Annotated in this window: 16 protein-coding genes; 5 read left to right on the top strand and 11 right to left on the bottom strand. The window is 62.4% G+C overall.

Translation table 11 applies throughout. The features are described from left to right. Positions 1–91: 91 nt before the first annotated feature. The 4 genes from SB772_RS15835 to glpD all read right to left on the bottom strand — a co-directional run bounded on the left by SB772_RS15835 (position 92) and on the right by glpD (position 4923). Positions 92–778 carry an HAD family hydrolase gene (locus tag SB772_RS15835; RefSeq protein ID WP_410834179.1) on the bottom strand — a complete coding sequence of 229 codons (687 nt, stop codon included), beginning with the start codon at positions 776–778 and terminating at the stop codon, positions 92–94. Between the two features lie 140 nt (positions 779–918). Next, complete coding sequence (locus tag SB772_RS15830) at positions 919–1632, bottom strand: MIP/aquaporin family protein (protein WP_410834178.1); 714 nt, start codon at positions 1630–1632, stop codon at positions 919–921. Positions 1633–1726: 94 nt separating this feature from the next. Beyond that, the gene (glpK, locus tag SB772_RS15825) at positions 1727–3226 is read right to left on the bottom strand and encodes a glycerol kinase GlpK (RefSeq protein ID WP_410834177.1); all 1500 of its coding nucleotides are present in this window, start codon (positions 3224–3226) and stop codon (positions 1727–1729) included. A 161-nt stretch (positions 3227–3387) separates the two neighbouring features. Further along, entirely contained in the window at positions 3388–4923 is a 1536-nt protein-coding gene (gene glpD, locus SB772_RS15820) for a glycerol-3-phosphate dehydrogenase (RefSeq protein ID WP_410834176.1), read from the bottom strand. A 200-nt stretch (positions 4924–5123) separates the two neighbouring features. Here glpD and SB772_RS15815 point away from each other — a divergent pair, with 200 nt between their 5' ends. Beyond that, positions 5124–5498, top strand: a complete 375-nt coding sequence (locus SB772_RS15815) for a hypothetical protein (RefSeq protein ID WP_410834175.1) — start codon at positions 5124–5126, stop codon at positions 5496–5498. A 54-nt stretch (positions 5499–5552) separates the two neighbouring features. Here the strand turns inward: SB772_RS15815 and SB772_RS15810 are convergent, their stop codons facing one another. From SB772_RS15810 to SB772_RS15800, 3 genes are all read right to left on the bottom strand, one after another. After that, positions 5553–6185 (bottom strand): TetR/AcrR family transcriptional regulator, encoded by a 633-nt coding sequence (locus SB772_RS15810; RefSeq protein WP_410834174.1) that lies wholly within the window; start codon positions 6183–6185, stop codon positions 5553–5555. 212 nt (positions 6186–6397) lie between these two features. Further along, positions 6398–6595, bottom strand: a complete 198-nt coding sequence (locus SB772_RS15805; protein ID WP_410834173.1) for a hypothetical protein — start codon at positions 6593–6595, stop codon at positions 6398–6400. A 310-nt stretch (positions 6596–6905) separates the two neighbouring features. After that, positions 6906–7685, bottom strand: a complete 780-nt coding sequence (locus SB772_RS15800; protein ID WP_410834172.1) for a DeoR/GlpR family DNA-binding transcription regulator — start codon at positions 7683–7685, stop codon at positions 6906–6908. Between the two features lie 309 nt (positions 7686–7994). On the opposite strand from SB772_RS15800, the gene SB772_RS15795 reads away from it, so the two are divergent. The 4 genes from SB772_RS15795 to SB772_RS15780 all read left to right on the top strand — a co-directional run bounded on the left by SB772_RS15795 (position 7995) and on the right by SB772_RS15780 (position 11761). After that, on the top strand, positions 7995–9632 hold the full coding sequence (locus SB772_RS15795; RefSeq protein WP_410834171.1) for a gamma-glutamyltransferase family protein: 1638 nt from the start codon (positions 7995–7997) through the stop codon (positions 9630–9632). Then, positions 9577–9936: a hypothetical protein gene (locus SB772_RS15790; protein ID WP_410834328.1), complete on the top strand. Its 360-nt coding sequence runs from the start codon at positions 9577–9579 to the stop codon at positions 9934–9936. Before SB772_RS15795 ends, SB772_RS15790 begins: the two co-directional genes overlap by 56 nt. Before the next feature lie 348 nt (positions 9937–10284). Then, positions 10285–11112: a ferritin-like domain-containing protein gene (locus tag SB772_RS15785; RefSeq protein ID WP_410834170.1), complete on the top strand. Its 828-nt coding sequence runs from the start codon at positions 10285–10287 to the stop codon at positions 11110–11112. A gap of 118 nt (positions 11113–11230) precedes the next feature. After that, positions 11231–11761, top strand: a complete 531-nt coding sequence (locus tag SB772_RS15780) for a hypothetical protein (protein WP_410834169.1) — start codon at positions 11231–11233, stop codon at positions 11759–11761. Between the two features lie 34 nt (positions 11762–11795). On the opposite strand, the gene SB772_RS15775 is transcribed toward SB772_RS15780, so the two are convergent. The 4 genes from SB772_RS15775 to SB772_RS15760 form a co-directional block, all read right to left on the bottom strand. Beyond that, positions 11796–13364, bottom strand: coding sequence for a DEAD/DEAH box helicase (locus tag SB772_RS15775; protein WP_410834168.1), 1569 nt, complete (start codon positions 13362–13364; stop codon positions 11796–11798). 202 nt (positions 13365–13566) lie between these two features. Beyond that, the gene (trhA, locus tag SB772_RS15770) at positions 13567–14187 is read right to left on the bottom strand and encodes a PAQR family membrane homeostasis protein TrhA (protein ID WP_410834167.1); all 621 of its coding nucleotides are present in this window, start codon (positions 14185–14187) and stop codon (positions 13567–13569) included. Positions 14188–14307: 120 nt separating this feature from the next. Then, on the bottom strand, positions 14308–15606 hold the full coding sequence (locus tag SB772_RS15765; protein WP_410834166.1) for a c-type cytochrome: 1299 nt from the start codon (positions 15604–15606) through the stop codon (positions 14308–14310). A 21-nt stretch (positions 15607–15627) separates the two neighbouring features. Continuing rightward, positions 15628–16359 (bottom strand): c-type cytochrome, encoded by a 732-nt coding sequence (locus SB772_RS15760; RefSeq protein ID WP_410834165.1) that lies wholly within the window; start codon positions 16357–16359, stop codon positions 15628–15630. Positions 16360–16631: the final 272 nt, after the last annotated feature.

Below are 16631 nucleotides of genomic sequence, written 5' to 3'. Positions count from 1 at the left end.
CAGCCCAAATCGTTGGACGGGTGTTCAACGTTGCGGGGGGAGTTCGGATCCAGCTGGCTTTTTTGTTGCGATCACAGCGAGCCGTTAGCCGCTACGACTGCACGTCGCCGAACTCACCGCGCAGGCCTGCGTCGATCAACGCGGGCAGCTCATCCATATGTTTCATGATGCGTGTCATGCCCATCTTGCGCAGCGCGTCCGCATAGCCGTCGGGAATATGACTTGCGCCGACGAAGGCGATCGTCTTCATGCCCGCGGCACGTGCTGCATTCAACCCAGCCACACTATCTTCCACGACGATGCAGCGGGACGGCTCCACACCCAGCGTCCTGGCGGCGAACAGATACACATCCGGAAACGGCTTTGGCCGCGCAACCTGTTCGGCGCTGAAAATCCGCTCGCCGAAAATCTGCTGCAAGCCCGCGCGCCGCACCGACGCGTTCACACGCGCCATCCGGCTGTTCGACACGACGGCGGCCGGCAGCGTCACGCGTTGCAACGCGTCGCGCACGCCGTTGATCGGACTGAGCGACGCCGCGAGCGCCAGCTCGACATTGTGTTCGATGGTGTTAAGGAAATCCGCCGGCAGGGTGACGTCGAACGACTTTTCGATGCCTTCGAGAAAGCGCGACATCTGCTGGCCGAAGGCCGTTTTGACGACCGGTTCGAAGTCGAGGCCGGGGAAGGTGGCGGACAGCGTTTCGAGGAGCACGTGGTCAGCGATGATTTCGCTGTCGACGAGCACGCCGTCGCAGTCACAAATGAGGTGGTCGATCATGCGCTAAAACGGAAAGCGGGAAGCGCATGAGCAAGACGGTTGCAAGCTCATGCGCGGAGATTGAAAGCAACATGATACGTGCTTTGGCGCCGCCTGCGCGGCGCCGTCGCTTCCCGTCCTCGCGTTTCCTTACGGCGCAATCAATGCGCGTGCAGGTACATATACAGCGCTGCCGCCACCGCGCCGCCCAGCAGCGGGCCGCAGACCGGAATCCAGGAATAACGCCAGTCGCTGTTGCGCTTGCCCGGAATCGGCAGCAGCGCATGCATCAGGCGCGGCGACAGGTCGCGCGCCGGGCTCATCGCGTAACCGGTCGGGCCGCCGAGCGAGATGCCGATGCCGAGCACCAGCAAGCCGACCGGCAGTGCGTCGAGCGCACCCAGGCCGACTTGCGGCGACGCCAGATACAGCACGCCGAGAATCAGCACGAAGGTCGCGATCATTTCGGTCAGCAGGTTATGCGGCACGCTGCGAATCGCCGGCGACGTGCAGAACACGCCGAGCTTCACGTCGGCATCGCCTTCTTTCGCGAAGTGCTGACGATACGCGACCCACACGAGCAAGGCGCCCGCCATACCGCCGAGCATCTGCGCCGCGACGTAGCCGGGGACCTTGGCCCAGGCGAACTTGCCGGCCAGCGCGAGGCTGATCGTCACGACAGGATTCAGGTGCGCGCCGCTAAAAGAAGCGGTGACGTACACGGCGATGAACACCGCCATCGCCCAGCCCATCACGATTACGATCAGGTCCGCGCCTTTACCTTTGGTGCGCGCGAGCAGCACGTTGGCGACCGCGCCGTCGCCGAGCAGCACCAGAAGGGCTGTGCCGATGAATTCCGCAATGTAAGGAGACATGGTTGGTTATCCGAAATATAGTTATTAGGGAAGCCGCTGGAGGAAGCGGCTTCGTTATGTCGAAAGGTGTTTTATGGAACGGTGAAACGCGCGCTCAGGGCGTGTCGGCCCAGGCCTTCGCGGCGCGAATCGCGCGCTGCCAGCCGTCGAGGCATTCCTTGACCTCGGCTTGTGCCAGCGCGGGCGTGAAGCGGCGATCGAGCTTCCACTGGCTTTGCAGTTCGTCGACGTCCTTCCAGTAGCCGACCGCGAGGCCGGCCAGATACGCCGCGCCCAATGCGGTCGTTTCCGAAACCTGCGGGCGGACTGCGTCGACGCCGAGAATGTCGGCCTGGAACTGCATCAGCAGATTGTTCGCGCAAGCGCCGCCGTCCACGCGCAGCTCGCCGATGCGAATACCGGAGTCGGCTTCCATCGCCTTCAGCACGTCGAGCGATTGGTACGCGATCGAATCGAGCGCGGCGCGGGCGATATGCGCCGAGGTCGTGCCGCGCGTCACGCCGAACAGCGTGCCGCGAGCGCGTGGATTCCAGTGCGGCGCGCCGAGGCCGGCAAACGCGGGCACCAGATACACGCCGTCGCTATGCGGCACGCTGCGCGCCATCGTTTCGGTTTCCGCAGCATTCTTGATGATGCCGAGGCCGTCGCGCAGCCATTGCACCACGGCGCCGCCGATAAAGATGCTGCCTTCGAGCGCGTAATTGATCTGGTCGCCGATCTGCCACGCGATCGTGGTGACGAGGTTGTTCTTCGATTCGATCGGCTTGTCGCCGGTGTTCATCACGAGGAAGCAGCCCGTGCCGTAGGTGTTCTTCACCATGCCCGACTGCGTGCACATCTGACCGAACAGCGCGGCGTGCTGGTCGCCGGCGATGCCCGCGAGCGGAATCTTCGACGCGAACACGGTGGTCTTGGTCGGCCCGTACACTTCCGACGAAGCACGCACTTCCGGCAACATGCTGCGCGGAATGTCGAGCGCCTCGAGCAGTTCGTCGTCCCACTTCAGCGTGTGAATGTTGAACAGCATCGTGCGCGACGCGTTGGTCACATCGGTGACGTGCAGGCCGCCCTTGGTGAAATTCCACACCAGCCAGCTGTCGACCGTACCGAACGCGAGGCGTCCTTGCTTCGCCTTTTCGCGCGCGCCTTCGACGTTGTCGAGAATCCAGCGGATCTTGGTCGCCGAGAAATACGAGTCGATCGGCAGGCCGGTTTTCGCGCGGACTTTTGCTTCGAGACCCTGCTCTTTTAGCTGGTCGCAGAAGTCGGCGGTGCGGCGGTCTTGCCAGACGATCGCGTTGTAGATCGGATGCCCGGTTTCGCGGTCCCACACGATGGTGGTTTCGCGCTGATTGGTGATGCCGATCGCGGCGATCGAGGTGCCGTTCATGCCGGCGCGCGTGACGGCTTCGGCGGCGACGCCAGCCTGGGTCGACCAGATTTCCTGCGGATCGTGCTCGACCCAGCCCGGGCGCGGATAGATTTGCTGGAATTCTTTCTGAGCGGTCGACACGACATTGCCGAGCCGGTCGAATAGCATTGCGCGGGAGCTGGTGGTGCCTTGGTCGAGCGCGAGGATGTATTGATCCTGCATTGTGTCTTCTCCATGCGTTTTATGAATCGCCGGAATGCCAACCGGCGACGGGAACGGCTTGTTGTTTTAAGCGGGCTGCAACAGCTTGCAGTGGTGCGTCCCGGCTTTGTCCGTAGCCGAAAAGCTTTCAGGTGGTGCGATCGGGCCGCGTTGCGATGGCCTTACGCGTTCTGCTTTTGTCTAACGAGATCGCGAGCGAACCACGCGTCGATCTCGTGCATGACCGACTCGAGCGTGCCGGGTTCGACGTGCAAACCGAGCTTCGAGCGGCGCCACAACACGTCCTGCGCGCTGCGCGCCCATTCGATGTCGCGCAGATAAACGAGTTCGGCTTCGTAGAGGCCGGGAGCGTATGCGTTGCCGAGTTCGGCGAGCGAGCGCGCGTTGCCGATCACATCCTTGACGCGCGTGCCGTACGCGCGAGCAAGACGATGTGCCAGGTCGGCGGGCAGCCACGCATGCTGTTGCTTGAACTGGGCGAGAAAGCGCTCGAAGTTGGCTTGCGGAATATCGCCGCCCGGCAGCGGCGCTCCCGCCGTCCACGAAGGCGCGTTGTTTTGCAGCGCTTGCGCGAGTTTGTCGACCGCTTCTTCGGCCAGCTTGCGGAATGTCGTGATCTTGCCGCCGAACACCGACAGAAGCGGTGCTTCGCCCGCGGGTGCGTCGAGTTCGAGCGAGTAATCGCGCGTGACCGCCGACGGGTTGTCCGCGCCTTCTTCTTCGAGCAGTGGACGCACGCCCGAGTAGGTCCAGCGCACGTCTTGCGGCGTGATCTTCTGCTTGAAATAGCGGTTGATCGAATCGCACAGATACTGCGTTTCGTCCGGCGTGATCGCGACTTGCGACGGGTCACCGCGATACTCGATATCGGTCGTGCCGATCAGCGTGTAATCGTGCTCGTACGGAATCGCGAAGATGATCCGCTTGTCCGGGTTCTGGAAGATATACGCATGATCGTGTTCGAACAGGCGCCGCGTGACGATGTGGCTGCCTTTCACGAGGCGCACGCTGTGCGTCGCTTCCCGGCCGAGTGCCCCTTGCAGCAGTTCGCCGACCCACGGGCCCGCCGCGTTCGCAATCGAGGCGGCGCGCACGTCGAGGATCGTGCCGTCGGCGCGCTTGAGTTGCGCGCGCCATTCGCCGCCGGCGCGCACCGAGCTTAGCAGCTTGGTGCGCGTGAGAATCTTCGCGCCGCGTTCCTGCGCGTCCAGCGCGTTCAGCACGACCAGACGCGCGTCGTTGACCCAGCCGTCCGAATACACGAAACCGCGTTTGATCGAATCGACCAGCGGCGTGCCCGCCGGATGGCGGCGCATATCGATGCCGCGCGAGCCGGGCAGCAGTTCGCGTTTGGCGAGGTGGTCGTAAAGGAAGAGGCCGGCGCGAATCAGCCAGGCCGGGCGCAGATCGGGCATGTGCGGCATCACGAAGCGCAGCGGCCACATGATGTGCGGCGCCGCGCGCAGCAGCGTTTCGCGCTCCTGCAAGGCTTTGCGCACCAGCCCGAACTCGCGGTATTCGAGGTAGCGCAGGCCGCCGTGAATCAGCTTCGTGCTGGCCGACGACGTATGCGCCGCCAGATCATCCTGTTCGCAGAGCAACACCGACAGGCCACGGCCCGCCGCATCGCGTGCGATGCCTGCGCCGTTGATCCCGCCGCCCACGACGAGCAAATCGTACTTTGAGCCTTGCGTCACCTGCTTGTCCCCTACGCCGTATTCGGAAGCCGTTTGGAAAAACTATCGAACCGATAGTGTTCGTTTTCGAACTTTAATGAACATATTCGAAAAAGTAAAGTTCGGTTTGGCTAGGCATTCCTCTAACGATTAGCCAAGGTGGTGGCGCAACGCGCGGCCACGGACGATACTCTCGGCAGCAGCCATATCGAGGTGAATTCATGCGTGGACTTTGGATGATCGGCGCGGCAGCGCTTGTCGCGGGATGCGTCAGCACGCCGAGCTTGAACGGGACGAGGGGCGCGCCGTCGTTCGCGTCGCTGCAACAGATGTGCAGCGCCCAGACGGTCGACTACGGCAACGACGCGCAAGGCGTCTACGTGACGCTGTTCGATGCGTACGTGGCGAATCGGCGCGGCAGGTTATCGAAGGAAGATTACTGTGCGTTCCAGGCGTCGATCGCGCAGCACCACGCGAGCCTGGGCGCGAGCAGCGACCCGCAGGCGCGCAATCAGTGGGTCACATTCTTTACCGACCAGCGTGCCAAGGCGTTGAGCTGGCGCGCGGCGGTCGATCCGACCTTGCGCAGCGGCTGAGTTTTTCGCTCGGTTTCCTGCTCAGGCTCCTGCGCAGTTTCCTGATTAGCGCGCTCAGGCCTGGGCGCGCTGCGGTTGCGCGCCGCGCCACAACATCTGGCGAATCTGCGCGAGCACGGCCTCGCGCGTCGGCGCCTTGCTCGCGGGGGGCTGCTGCGCTTGCGGCAGCGGCAGATGATTGGCGAGCGCCAGCATCGTAAAACCGTGCAGGCTCGCCCAGTACGCGTAGCCGATCAACTGTGGATCGCCTTCCAGAATGCCCGCGGCGACGAGCCGCTCGAAATGCGCACCAAGCATATGCCACGCCCGTTGCGAGGCGGCCGCGAGGTCCGGGTAGCCGCTTTCCTGCTGCGTCAGATCGAACATCAAGCGGTACGCGTGCGGTTCGTCGAGCGCGAACGTTACGTACGCGTCGCTGACGGCCGAGTGGTCGGTCTCCGGGGCCTGCCTGGCGGCTGCCTCCAGACGCGCCGCGAAGCGGTTGAACGCCGCGGCGCGGACCATCGCGAGGATCTCGTCCTTGTCGCGGAAGTAGCGGTAGGGCGTCATCGCGCTGCAACCCAGCTCCTTCGCCAGTTCGCGCATCGTCACGCCCTGCGCTCCGCGCGTGGCGAAGGCGTTCTCGGCTACGCGCCGCATGGCTTCGCGGAATTGCTGGATGTCGTCGGAGGAGAGCGTTTTGGGCATACGCGAAGGCAGAGGGTCCGTCGCGTCAATTTACTGTGTAAATGAATTGGGCACAACAAAACGTCCGCTTGAGCGGACCGACAGTCTTGCAGAAAGAGAAGGCGAGGCAGCTTTCAAGTGCGCGCACCCAATGACAACGGCAACAGCCGGCGCGCAACCCGTCTTCATGCTGCCGAACGTCGACCGCACAGGCCGACGTTCCGGAAAAGACGCTACGAAAAACGCTTGATGGCTCGAATTGCGTTGTCGCCGGTTTCGGTCACGCGCCATTGTTCGTTGCCCGACGCGAGCCGTTCGAGTTGTACGAGTTGGCGCTCCAGCAGGGCGTCAAGTTCTTCTCGCTCCATATCGACTTGATTGGGAGCGTCCTTGACGAGCAACAACGTGGCGAATTCATGCGGACTCAGCATCGTTTCTCTCCAGGTCAAGCTAACGCGGACGGCCTTGCCGGCGACTGGCCATATGCCAGTGAAGTCCGCTAGAGGATCAGGCGGGAAATACGGCTAATACACACAGGTTTACGCAACCGGCACCACGCATAACGCGGAACGGACGCCGGGGAACTGGAGTGTAGTCAACCGGACGTTAAACACCAAATGGGCCCCAGTAAATTTTTCCTTTGACAATTGCGCCATGCAGAGGCGGTTTGGGACGGCGGCCAAATTCTTGATTTCACTCGAAGTTTTGCGTGCGCTGCAACATGGCGGAAGATGCCTGGACTTACTCCGCGATGTACACCTGACAGCCGGCGGCGGTCAGCGTTTCGGCCATCTCGGCGGGCGGTGCGGCGTCGGTGAAAAGTGCGTCGATCTGATCCAGATGACCTTGGCGAACCAGAGCGGGGCGGCCGAACTTCGAATTGTCGGCGGCGAGGAAGACCGTGCGTGCGTGCTGGATGATCGCCTCGGCGACGCGCACTTCGCGCGTGTCGAAATCGCGCAGCGTCCCGTCCGTCTCGATGCTCGACGTGCCGATGATCGCGAAGTCCACCTTGAACTGGCGGATGAAGTCGATTGCCAGTTCGCCGACGATCCCTTTGTCCCAAGGCCGCACGATGCCGCCCGTCACGAGCACTTCGCAATCCGGATAGCCGCTCATCATGCTGGCGACGTTCAGATTGTTGGTAATCACGCGCAAACCGCGATGCCGGTTGAGCGCACGCGCGACTTCTTCGGTGGTGGTGCCGAGGTTGATGAAGAGGGAAGCCTGATCGGGGATGTGAGTGGCCACTAGCGCCGCGATGCGCCGTTTTTCTTCATGGAACATCCGCTGACGCGCGGAGTACGAGACGTTCTCGGAACTCGTCGGCAGACTCGCGCCGCCGTGATAGCGGCGCAGCAGGTTCATGTCGGCGAGCCAGTTGACGTCGCGGCGGATCGTCTGCGGCGTCACGTCGAAGTGGGCCGCGAGGTCGTCCACGGTCACGAAGCCGTCGCGTTGCACCCACTCCAGCAATTCCTGTTGCCGGGCATTGAGAGTCAGGCGGGGGTCTCGGGTCATGTGTCTCGGGTCGTGGGTTTTTGTCGGTGCCGCCAGGCCATCGGCGCGGTGCCTCGTGCCGGGGAGCAAGCGATGCATGAATAGGAGTGAACGTATTGTAAGACCATCGCATGCCTTGTCTGCCAACTCGTGCGGCACGCGTGAGATCGGCGCCGACTCATTCAGGGCTATTTACGCATTTATTCATTTGATAAATGAATTTGTTTTTTATCCCGGATCGCGCTGCAATCCAAGGTTCCCCATTTCACCGTCCTACCACGGTTTCCGGCGTCCCCTGGGCGGTGGTGCGTGCTTTCGAGAGTGTTCGACATGACTGGTTTCAACTGGCAAAACCCCTATCCGACACCGCGTCTGCCTGTCTTCGCGCGCAACATCGTTTCGACGTCGCATCCGCTCGCTGCGCAAGCCGGGCTGCGGATGCTGTGGAAGGGCGGCAATGCCGTCGATGCGGCGATCGCGGCGGCTGCCGCCATCACTGTGGTCGAGCCGGTGTCCTGCGGCCTGGGCGGCGATGCGTTCGCGCTGGTGTGGGACGGCAAGAAGCTGCATGGCCTGAATGCGTCGGGTGTGGCGCCGGCAGAGTGGAGTGTCGATTACTTCAAGCGCAAGTACGGCGAGGAAAACGGCCTTGCGAAGCAGCCCAAACGTGGCTGGGACGCGGTAACGGTGCCGGGCGTGATCGCCGGCTGGGAAGCGCTGCACCAGAAATTCGGTTCGCTGCCGTTTGCCGATCTGATGGAGCCGGCCATTGAAATCGCCGAGCGCGGTCATGCGGTTGCGAGCATCGTCGCGTACAAATGGGCGGCGGCGGTGCCCGAGTTGAAGGACCAGCCGGGCTTCGCGCAAACCTTCATGCCGCGCGGCCGCGCGCCGGAAGTCAGCGAACTGGTGCGCTTTCCCGGCCACGCGAAGACGCTGCGCACGCTCGCCGAGCAAGGCCCGCGCGCTTACTACGAAGGCGAGATCGCCGAGCAGATCGCCGCCTTTGCGCGTGAAGGCGGCGGCGCGCTGAGCGTCGACGATCTGCGCAATTACCGCGCGGATTGGGTCGAGCCGATCGGCAAGGATTATCGCGGCTACACCGTGCACGAAATTCCGCCGAACGGCCAGGGCATCGCGGCGTTGATCGCGCTCGGCATCCTCGAAAAATTCGACGTGAGCCCGCTGAAGGTCGACAACGTCGAATCGCAGCATTTGCAGATCGAAGCGATGAAGCTGGCGTTCGCCGATGTGTACCGCTACGTCGCCGATCCGCGGTCGATGGAAGTGACGCCCGAGCAGATGCTCGACGACGCGTACCTCACGTCGCGCGCGAGGCTGATCGATCCCAGGCGCGCAACCCACTTCGACTTCGGCATGCCGAAGGCCGGCGGCACGATCTACATGTCGGTGGCCGACGAGCGCGGCATGATGGTGAGCTTCATCCAGTCGAACTATATGGGCTTCGGCTCGGGCATCGTGGTGCCGGACAGCGGCATCGCGCTGCAGAACCGTGGCTGCGGTTTCTCGATGGACCCGAAGTCGCCGAATGTAGTAGAAGGCGGCAAGCGGCCGTTCCATACGATCATCCCGTCGTTCCTCACGCAGCAGGTGGACGGCAAGCAGGAAGCGGTGATGAGCTTCGGCGTGATGGGCGGCGACATGCAGCCGCAAGGTCATTTGCAATCGATCGTGCGGATGCTCGACTACGGTCAGCAGCCGCAGGCGGCGTGCGATGCGCCGCGCTGGAAGGTCAACCGCGACTTCACGATCGACATCGAATCGGCGCTCGATCCGAAGACCGCGGCGGCGTTGCAGAACCTGGGTCACACGATCAAGTCGATCGACGATCCGTACATGGACTTCGGCTCCGGCCAGTACATCTGGAAGCTCGACCGTCACGATCCGGAGCGTGGCTACGTGGCGGCGAGCGATAGCCGTCGCGACGGGCTGGCAGCCGGGTTCTAGGCGATTCGAACGAAGCGCGGCCGGCATCTTCAAGGCCGCTTATTCGTGGCCGAAGTCCTCGCTGATATCCGAGATATTCCCCACGCAAATGTGCTCGACCGGTCTTTCAATCGGTTACAGCATTGGCGTGACGATCTTCGGTGGCTTTGCGCCGATGATCATGGAGACGTTTATACATTTGACCGGTGACAAGCTTGCGCCAAATTGCTACGTGTTGATTGCCGCAGCGCTGTCGGGTAAGTCGCTCGTTGTCGCGTGGCGTATGCGGCGCGTACAGCATGTCGACCGGATTCAGCACGCGTAATCAAGCGCCTTTGCGGCTGTCTATTGCAGCGCGGCGAGCATTGCGGCGCCTGACTTCGAGGCAATGCATCCACACACGAGCCAGCTCTTTGGGCTGGCTTTTTTGCGCTGTCCGCGCGCCTTTTTATTTCTGACTGAATAATTCGACTACCTTGATATTGGAACTGCAGCAGCCCGGCATGGTCTGTGCTGGGTTATCTGCAGAGTTGCGAAACACCGGCTAAGATGCAAGATACAAGGGGTTAACTCTAATTCAAGGCGCTGTATCTGACGCGGCGGACCGTCCCGACGAGAGCGGACGGTTTCGAGCACGCTCCACGAGTCGATACAGCTTTGGGAGCAAGACACGATGCACACCGAGCTGAACCATGTGATGCCCTGGCGGATCGAGGATATCGACCTTACCCGCATAGATCGCCAGAAGGCCGTCGCTAACGAAGATCTGCTGCTGCTGTTGTGCGCCGCTTCGTTTATCGAAAGCGGTTCGGATCTCTACACCAGCAATCTGAGCACCTTCTTCGACGGCGATCCGGAAGTCTCGGCCTGGCTCAACAGCGAATGGGAGCCGGAAGAATTGCAGCACGGCCGTGCGCTCAAGACGTACGTCGCTTACGTCTGGCCCGAGTTCGACTGGGACACGGCGTTCCGCAATTTCTTCGAAGAGTATTCGCTGACCTGTTCTGTGGAAGACTTCGAAAAGAGCCGCGCGCTCGAGATGGTGGCGCGCTGCGTCGTGGAAACAGGCACGGCTACGCTGTATCGCGCGATCGGCGAATGTTCGGACGAACCGGTGCTCAAGCAGATCACCGACAACATCCGTACCGACGAAGTCCGTCACTACAAGCACTTTTTCAAGTACTTCAAAAAGTACAACAAGATTGAAGGCAACGGCCGTCTCGCCGTGCTCGGCGCGTTGATGCGCCGCGTGATGGAGATCAAGAACGAAGACTCGGAGATCGCGTTGCGGCATGTATTCGCGATTCGTTATCCTGAGCGCGTGCACGATTCGGCTTATAACCGTGAGCGCGCGGCACGGATCAACGCGCTGGTGCGCCGCAATCTGTCGGCGGACATGTGCGTGAAGATGCTGCTCAAGCCGCTCGATCTGCCGGCCAGGATTCAGCCGGGCGTGCATTACCCGCTCGCGAAAATCACGCAACATGTGTTTTTTCGCTGAACCTCTTAGCTCTGACGTAACGGTATGAAAACGAATGGCCCGCTTGTGCGGGCCATTCGTTTTTCAAGGCATGATGTGCTTTCAGACCCGCGCGACCTTCACTGACCGGACCAAGACGATGAGCGATTCACCCGTACCCGAACGTCCGCTCGAACAGACCGTGTTCGACGAATGGCCCGACGCTGTGCGCACGCTATTCGACGGCTCGTCGCTCGCGAGCAAGACGGGCTTCACCGCGTCGCTGCTGACGGTAGATGCGAACGGTCATGTGCGCACGTCGCTGCTCGGCGTCGGCGAGTTGTATGCGCCCGATTCGCGCACGCTGTGCATCGCGTTATGGCCACAAGCGCGGGCCGCGCGCGCGATCGCGCAAAGCGGACGGGCCGCGCTGACGTTTGTTTGCGATGAGGCGTTTTATCAGGTGCAGTTGCTTGTGACGCCGCTAACGACCGTCGAAGGCGATGACAGCGGCCTCGTGTATCTGATCGGCTCGATCGATACCGGTGAGGCGCAAAGCGTTCGTTATGCGCGCCTGACAGGCGGCATCACGTTCGAACTGCAAGGCGAAGGGAAGGCGGTGCTCGATCGATGGGAACGGCAGATCGAGCACCTGAAGCAGGTAGCCGCTGCGGCTAACCGCAGGGATTAAAGCCTCGCGGTCAGCCGGTCAACGGCTTTAAATCTCACCGGCCGCGCTGGCCGCTGCGCGACGGTTGGCCGCCACGCGGCGCATCGTTGCGCGGCTTCGCGCCGCCCAGCAATGCACCCGGATTGCCGCCTTGCGGCTTACCGCCCTGCGGTTTGCGCGGGGCATGTTGCGCGGCGCTGCCTTCATGCGCCGCTGCGCGCGGCTTGTCGTCGTGACGTTGGCCATCCCGGCGCGGCTGACCGCCGGCACCCGCAGGCTTCGCACCTTGCGGCCTTGGTTGCTGCTGACCATTCGCCGGACGCTGACCCGAATGTTGCGCCGGTTTCGCCGGCGAAGCGCCGTCGCGCCGGGCGCCGTCGCGCTTCGGGGCGCCTTGACCCTGACGCGGCTGACGGCCACCGCCGCCACCGCCGCCACCACCCTGGCCGCGGCGCAGAATCGGCTCCGGCTTCGCATTCGGATCCGGCTCGAAGCCCGCAATCACTTCCTGCGGCACCGGACGCTTGATCAGCTTCTCGATGTCCTTCAGCAACTGCAGTTCGTCGACACACACCAGCGAGATCGCTTCGCCCGTCGCGCCTGCACGACCCGTGCGGCCGATGCGATGCACGTAATCTTCCGGCACGTTCGGCAGGTCGAAGTTGACCACATGCGGCAGTTGGTCGATGTCGATGCCGCGTGCCGCGATGTCGGTCGCGACCAGCACTTGCAGCGTGCCGTCCTTGAACTCGGCGAGCGCGCGCGTACGGGCCGACTGGCTCTTGTTGCCGTGAATCGCCAGTGCGCTGATGCTGTCTTTGGTCAGCTGTTCTGCGAGGCGGTTCGCGCCGTGCTTCGTGCGCGTGAACACCAGCACCTGGAACCAGTTGTGCTGCTTGATCAGATGCGTGAGCAGTTCGCGCTTCTTGTCGCGATCGACCGGGTGAATCTTTTGCGCGACCGTCTCAGCCGTCGTGTTGCGGCGTGCGACTTCGATCAGTGCCGGCGAGTCGAGCAGGTTGTCGGCAAGGGTCTTGATCTCGTCGGAGAAGGTGGCCGAGAACAGCAGGTTCTGACGCTTCGGCGGCAACTTCGCGAGCACCCGCTTGATGTCGTGGATGAAGCCCATGTCGAGCATGCGGTCGGCCTCGTCGAGCACGAGGATCTCGAGATGCGACAGATCGATGGTCTTCTGCTGCATGTGGTCGAGCAAACGGCCCGGCGTCGCGACGACGATGTCCACGCCGCTGCGCAGCGCGCCGATTTGCGGATTGATGCCGACGCCGCCGAACATCACGGTCGACTTCAGCTTCAGATACTTGCCGTAGGCGCGCACGCTTTCTTCGACCTGTGCGGCCAGTTCACGCGTCGGCGTGAGGATCAGCGCGCGTACGGCGCGCTTGCCCGAGGCCGTGGCGACGGCGGGCATGGTGTTCAGACGCTGCAGGATCGGCAGCGTAAAGCCGGCGGTCTTGCCGGTGCCGGTTTGCGCGCCGGCCAGCAGATCGCCGCCGTTGAGCACGGCGGGAATCGCTTGCGTCTGGATCGGAGTCGGCGTGGTGTAGCCGAGTTCGTGTACAGCGCGGACCAACGGTTCGGACAAGCCGAGGGAATCAAAAGACATAAAAGCTCTTTGCAATGCAGTTTTGCGAACGGCACAAACGAGCCCAGGCGCGGCATGAACGCGCCTGCATGGCGCGTTCGAGGCCAAAGCCCAGTTCCGGTCGCTGAGAAATCGGCGGCACGCTCAGACGCGTGCCGAATGCTTCAACGCGCTATGCAGACACGTTGACTGGCCTTAAGTTGCATTTCGCCGCCGTGGCGTGTCACGCGACGTAGCGCGCGACACTGACGAATTGACACAGACTGCCCGCCAGTACGAACAGGTGCCAGATACCATGTCCGTGCCGGATGCGCTCGTCGTTAATGAAGAAGTAGATGCCGACGCTGTAGATGACTCCGCCGGCCACGAGCCAGGCGGTACCCGCTGCCGGTAAGGCTTGAACCAGCGGGCGGACGGCAACGAGCGCGAGCCACCCCATCAATACATACAGCACCATCGAAACGCTGCGGGTGCGTCGCCCGAGCGTCAGTTCCTGCACGATACCGAGGGCGGCAAGCCCCCAGCTTACGCCGAATAGCGACCAGCCCCACGGTCCGCGCAACGTGACAAGCGTGAACGGGGTGTAGCTGCCGGCGATCAGCAGGTAGATCGCCGAATGGTCGCATTTTTGCAGAACGGCTTTTACGCGCGGGTTGCGCACGCTGTGGTAAAGCGTCGAGATAGCATACAGCACGAACAGCATCGCACCGTAGACACTGAAACTGACCACCTTGTACGCGTCGCCGTCGAGCGCGCCCATCGTCACGAGCGCAGCAAGCCCCGCCACCGACAGCACGGCGCCGACGAGGTGGGTAATGCTGTTAAAACGCTCACCGACATGCACGGCTCTTTCCTCCTGCGCGGTTTCATAAGGGCAAACGTGCCCACATGATACCGGTCCTGAAAAAACGAAGGGCGCGGCCGCGTTTTTCGCAGGCCGCGCCCCGGGTGCATCTAACGCTGCCTAGTCGAGCGGCGCCGAACGCAGATCAGCCACTTGCTGCGGCGACACGGCCGTGCCGTGGTTGCCCCACGACATACGGATGTACGTCACAACGGCCGCGACTTCCTGATTCGACAGCGCCTGCGCGAACGGCGGCATGCCGTACGGATGCGGGTTGCCAGCCGTGCTCGGCGGGTAACCGCCGTTCAGCACCATACGGATCGGGTTGACCGCCGACGGCATCTGGATCGACTGGTTGTTCGCGAGCGGCGGGAAGGCCGACGGCTTGCCGAGGCCATTTTCCGCGTGACACTTCGCGCAGTTGTCAGCGTAGATCTTCTGACCTTGCTTCAACAGTTCGCCGCCGAACTTTTCCGACGTTTCGAGTTGCAACGGCTCCGGCGCCTCGCTCTTTTGCGGAATCGTCTTCAGATACGTCGACATGGCGCGGATGTCGTCGTCCGACATGTACTGCAGGCTGTTGTGGACCACTTCAGCCATCGGGCCGAACACCGCGCCGCGCTGCGACACGCCGGTCTTCAGCAGATCCGAGATATCTTTGATCTCCCAGTCGCCGAGGCCTGCTTCCTTGTTCGACGTCAATGAAGGTGCGTACCAGTTCTGCAGCGGGATCAGACCGCCCGCAAATGCAGCCGAATTGACCGGACCGCCCATTGCGTTGATCGACGTGTGGCACATGCCGCAGTGGCCGAGGCCTTCGATCAGATACGCGCCGCGGTTCCATTCGACCGACTTGGTCGGATCGGCCTTGTACTCGCCTTCACGGAAGAACAGCGTGCGCCAGCCGATCAGCAGGTTGCGGTTGTTGAACGGGAACTTCAGTTCGTGCGGACGGCTGGCGACGTTGACCGGCGTGACCGAGCGCAGGTACGCGTAGATCGCGTCCGAGTCGGCGCGCGTGACCTTCGTGTAGCTCGTGAACGGGAAGCCCGGATACAGCAGGCTGCCGTCTTTCGAACGGCCGGTGTGCATCGCGCGATAGAAGTCGTCTTGCGTCCACTTGCCGATGCCGTACTGGTCGTCAGGCGTGATGTTCGGTGTGAACATCGTGCCGAACGGCGTAGCCATCGGCAGGCCGCCGGCGAATTCCTTGCCGCCGCGTACCGTGTGGCACGCGATACAGTCACCGGCGCGGGCGAGGTACTCGCCCTTCTTGATCAGCGCGGCCTGGTCGGCGGGCGTGGCCGCCATGGCCGTGCCGTTATGCAGGTTATCGCCGCCCGACCACAGGACGGGAACGAGTGCGGCAGCCGCTACGACGACGACTGCCGAGAGGGCGAACAAAGACTTGCGTTTCATTTGAGTGTCTCTCCCGGTGCCTTATTGCGGTTCGCTGCCGCAGGCAAGCGGAGTCTTCATCGAGCGGGCCGGAGCCGGCACGGGGTTTTGCGGAGCCGTCTGTGTGGAAAGCCATGCAGCGACAGCGTTCACGTCTTCATCGGTAAGACGCGTAGCGATGGTATGCATGCAATCAGGCGCGATTGCGTGGCGCGAGCCCGAACGCCATGCGCCCAACTGCGCGCTGATGTAGTCAGAGTGCAGACCGACCAGACCCGGGATAGCGGGTTCCATACCGGTCAGCGCCTTGCCGTGGCAAGCCGCGCAAGCCGGAATCTGTTTCGATGCGTCGCCCTGCAGCACGATCTGCTGGCCGCGCGCAACGATAGCCGCCGACACGGTCGGCTTGGCCGGCGTCGGGTACGGCGGACGTTGCTGGGAGAAGTAAGTGGCGATCTGATGAAGGTAGTCGTCCGACAGATACGTGACGAGGTAGTTCATCGGCGGGTACTTGCGGCGCCCTTCACGGAAGTTCTGCAACTGGTTGTACAGATAGTCCGCAGGTTTGCCCGCCAGACGCGGGAAATAATCATTGTCAGTACCTTGGCCGTGCGAGCCGTGGCAGGCCGTGCAACCTTGCACACGCGCTTCCATCGTATCGGGGGCCTTCGGTTGAGTCTGCGCTTTCGCAGCGCTATAGACGCCCGCGGAGCCGATCAGCAGAAGGGCAAGCAACGGGCGGAAAATGCGTCTTGAAGACACGCGTAACTCCATCAAAATCGGGGACCTGACCGAACTTCGAGCGGCTCGGTGTGAAGGGCAGACGGCGCTGCGGCGACGCAGCATTCTATCATCGAAGGGTGATGGTGACTATTTGCCACAATAGAGAAGGTTCCTGCTGTCACAGGTATGCGACAGTTTGCCGCGCATTGTGGTTGACATGGCTTGCCAGTCATCTCAATTTTGCGTGCGTGATCGAGCTTGCAAGCAGTGAACCTCGCGGCTCGAATAACAAAGCAGGTTGAACCGACGTGCGTGGCAACCAT

This window comes from Paraburkholderia sp. SIMBA_030 (assembly GCF_046535245.1).
Classification (GTDB): Bacteria; Pseudomonadota; Gammaproteobacteria; order Burkholderiales; family Burkholderiaceae; genus Paraburkholderia.
This window is presented reverse-complemented; position numbering and strand designations above follow the sequence as displayed.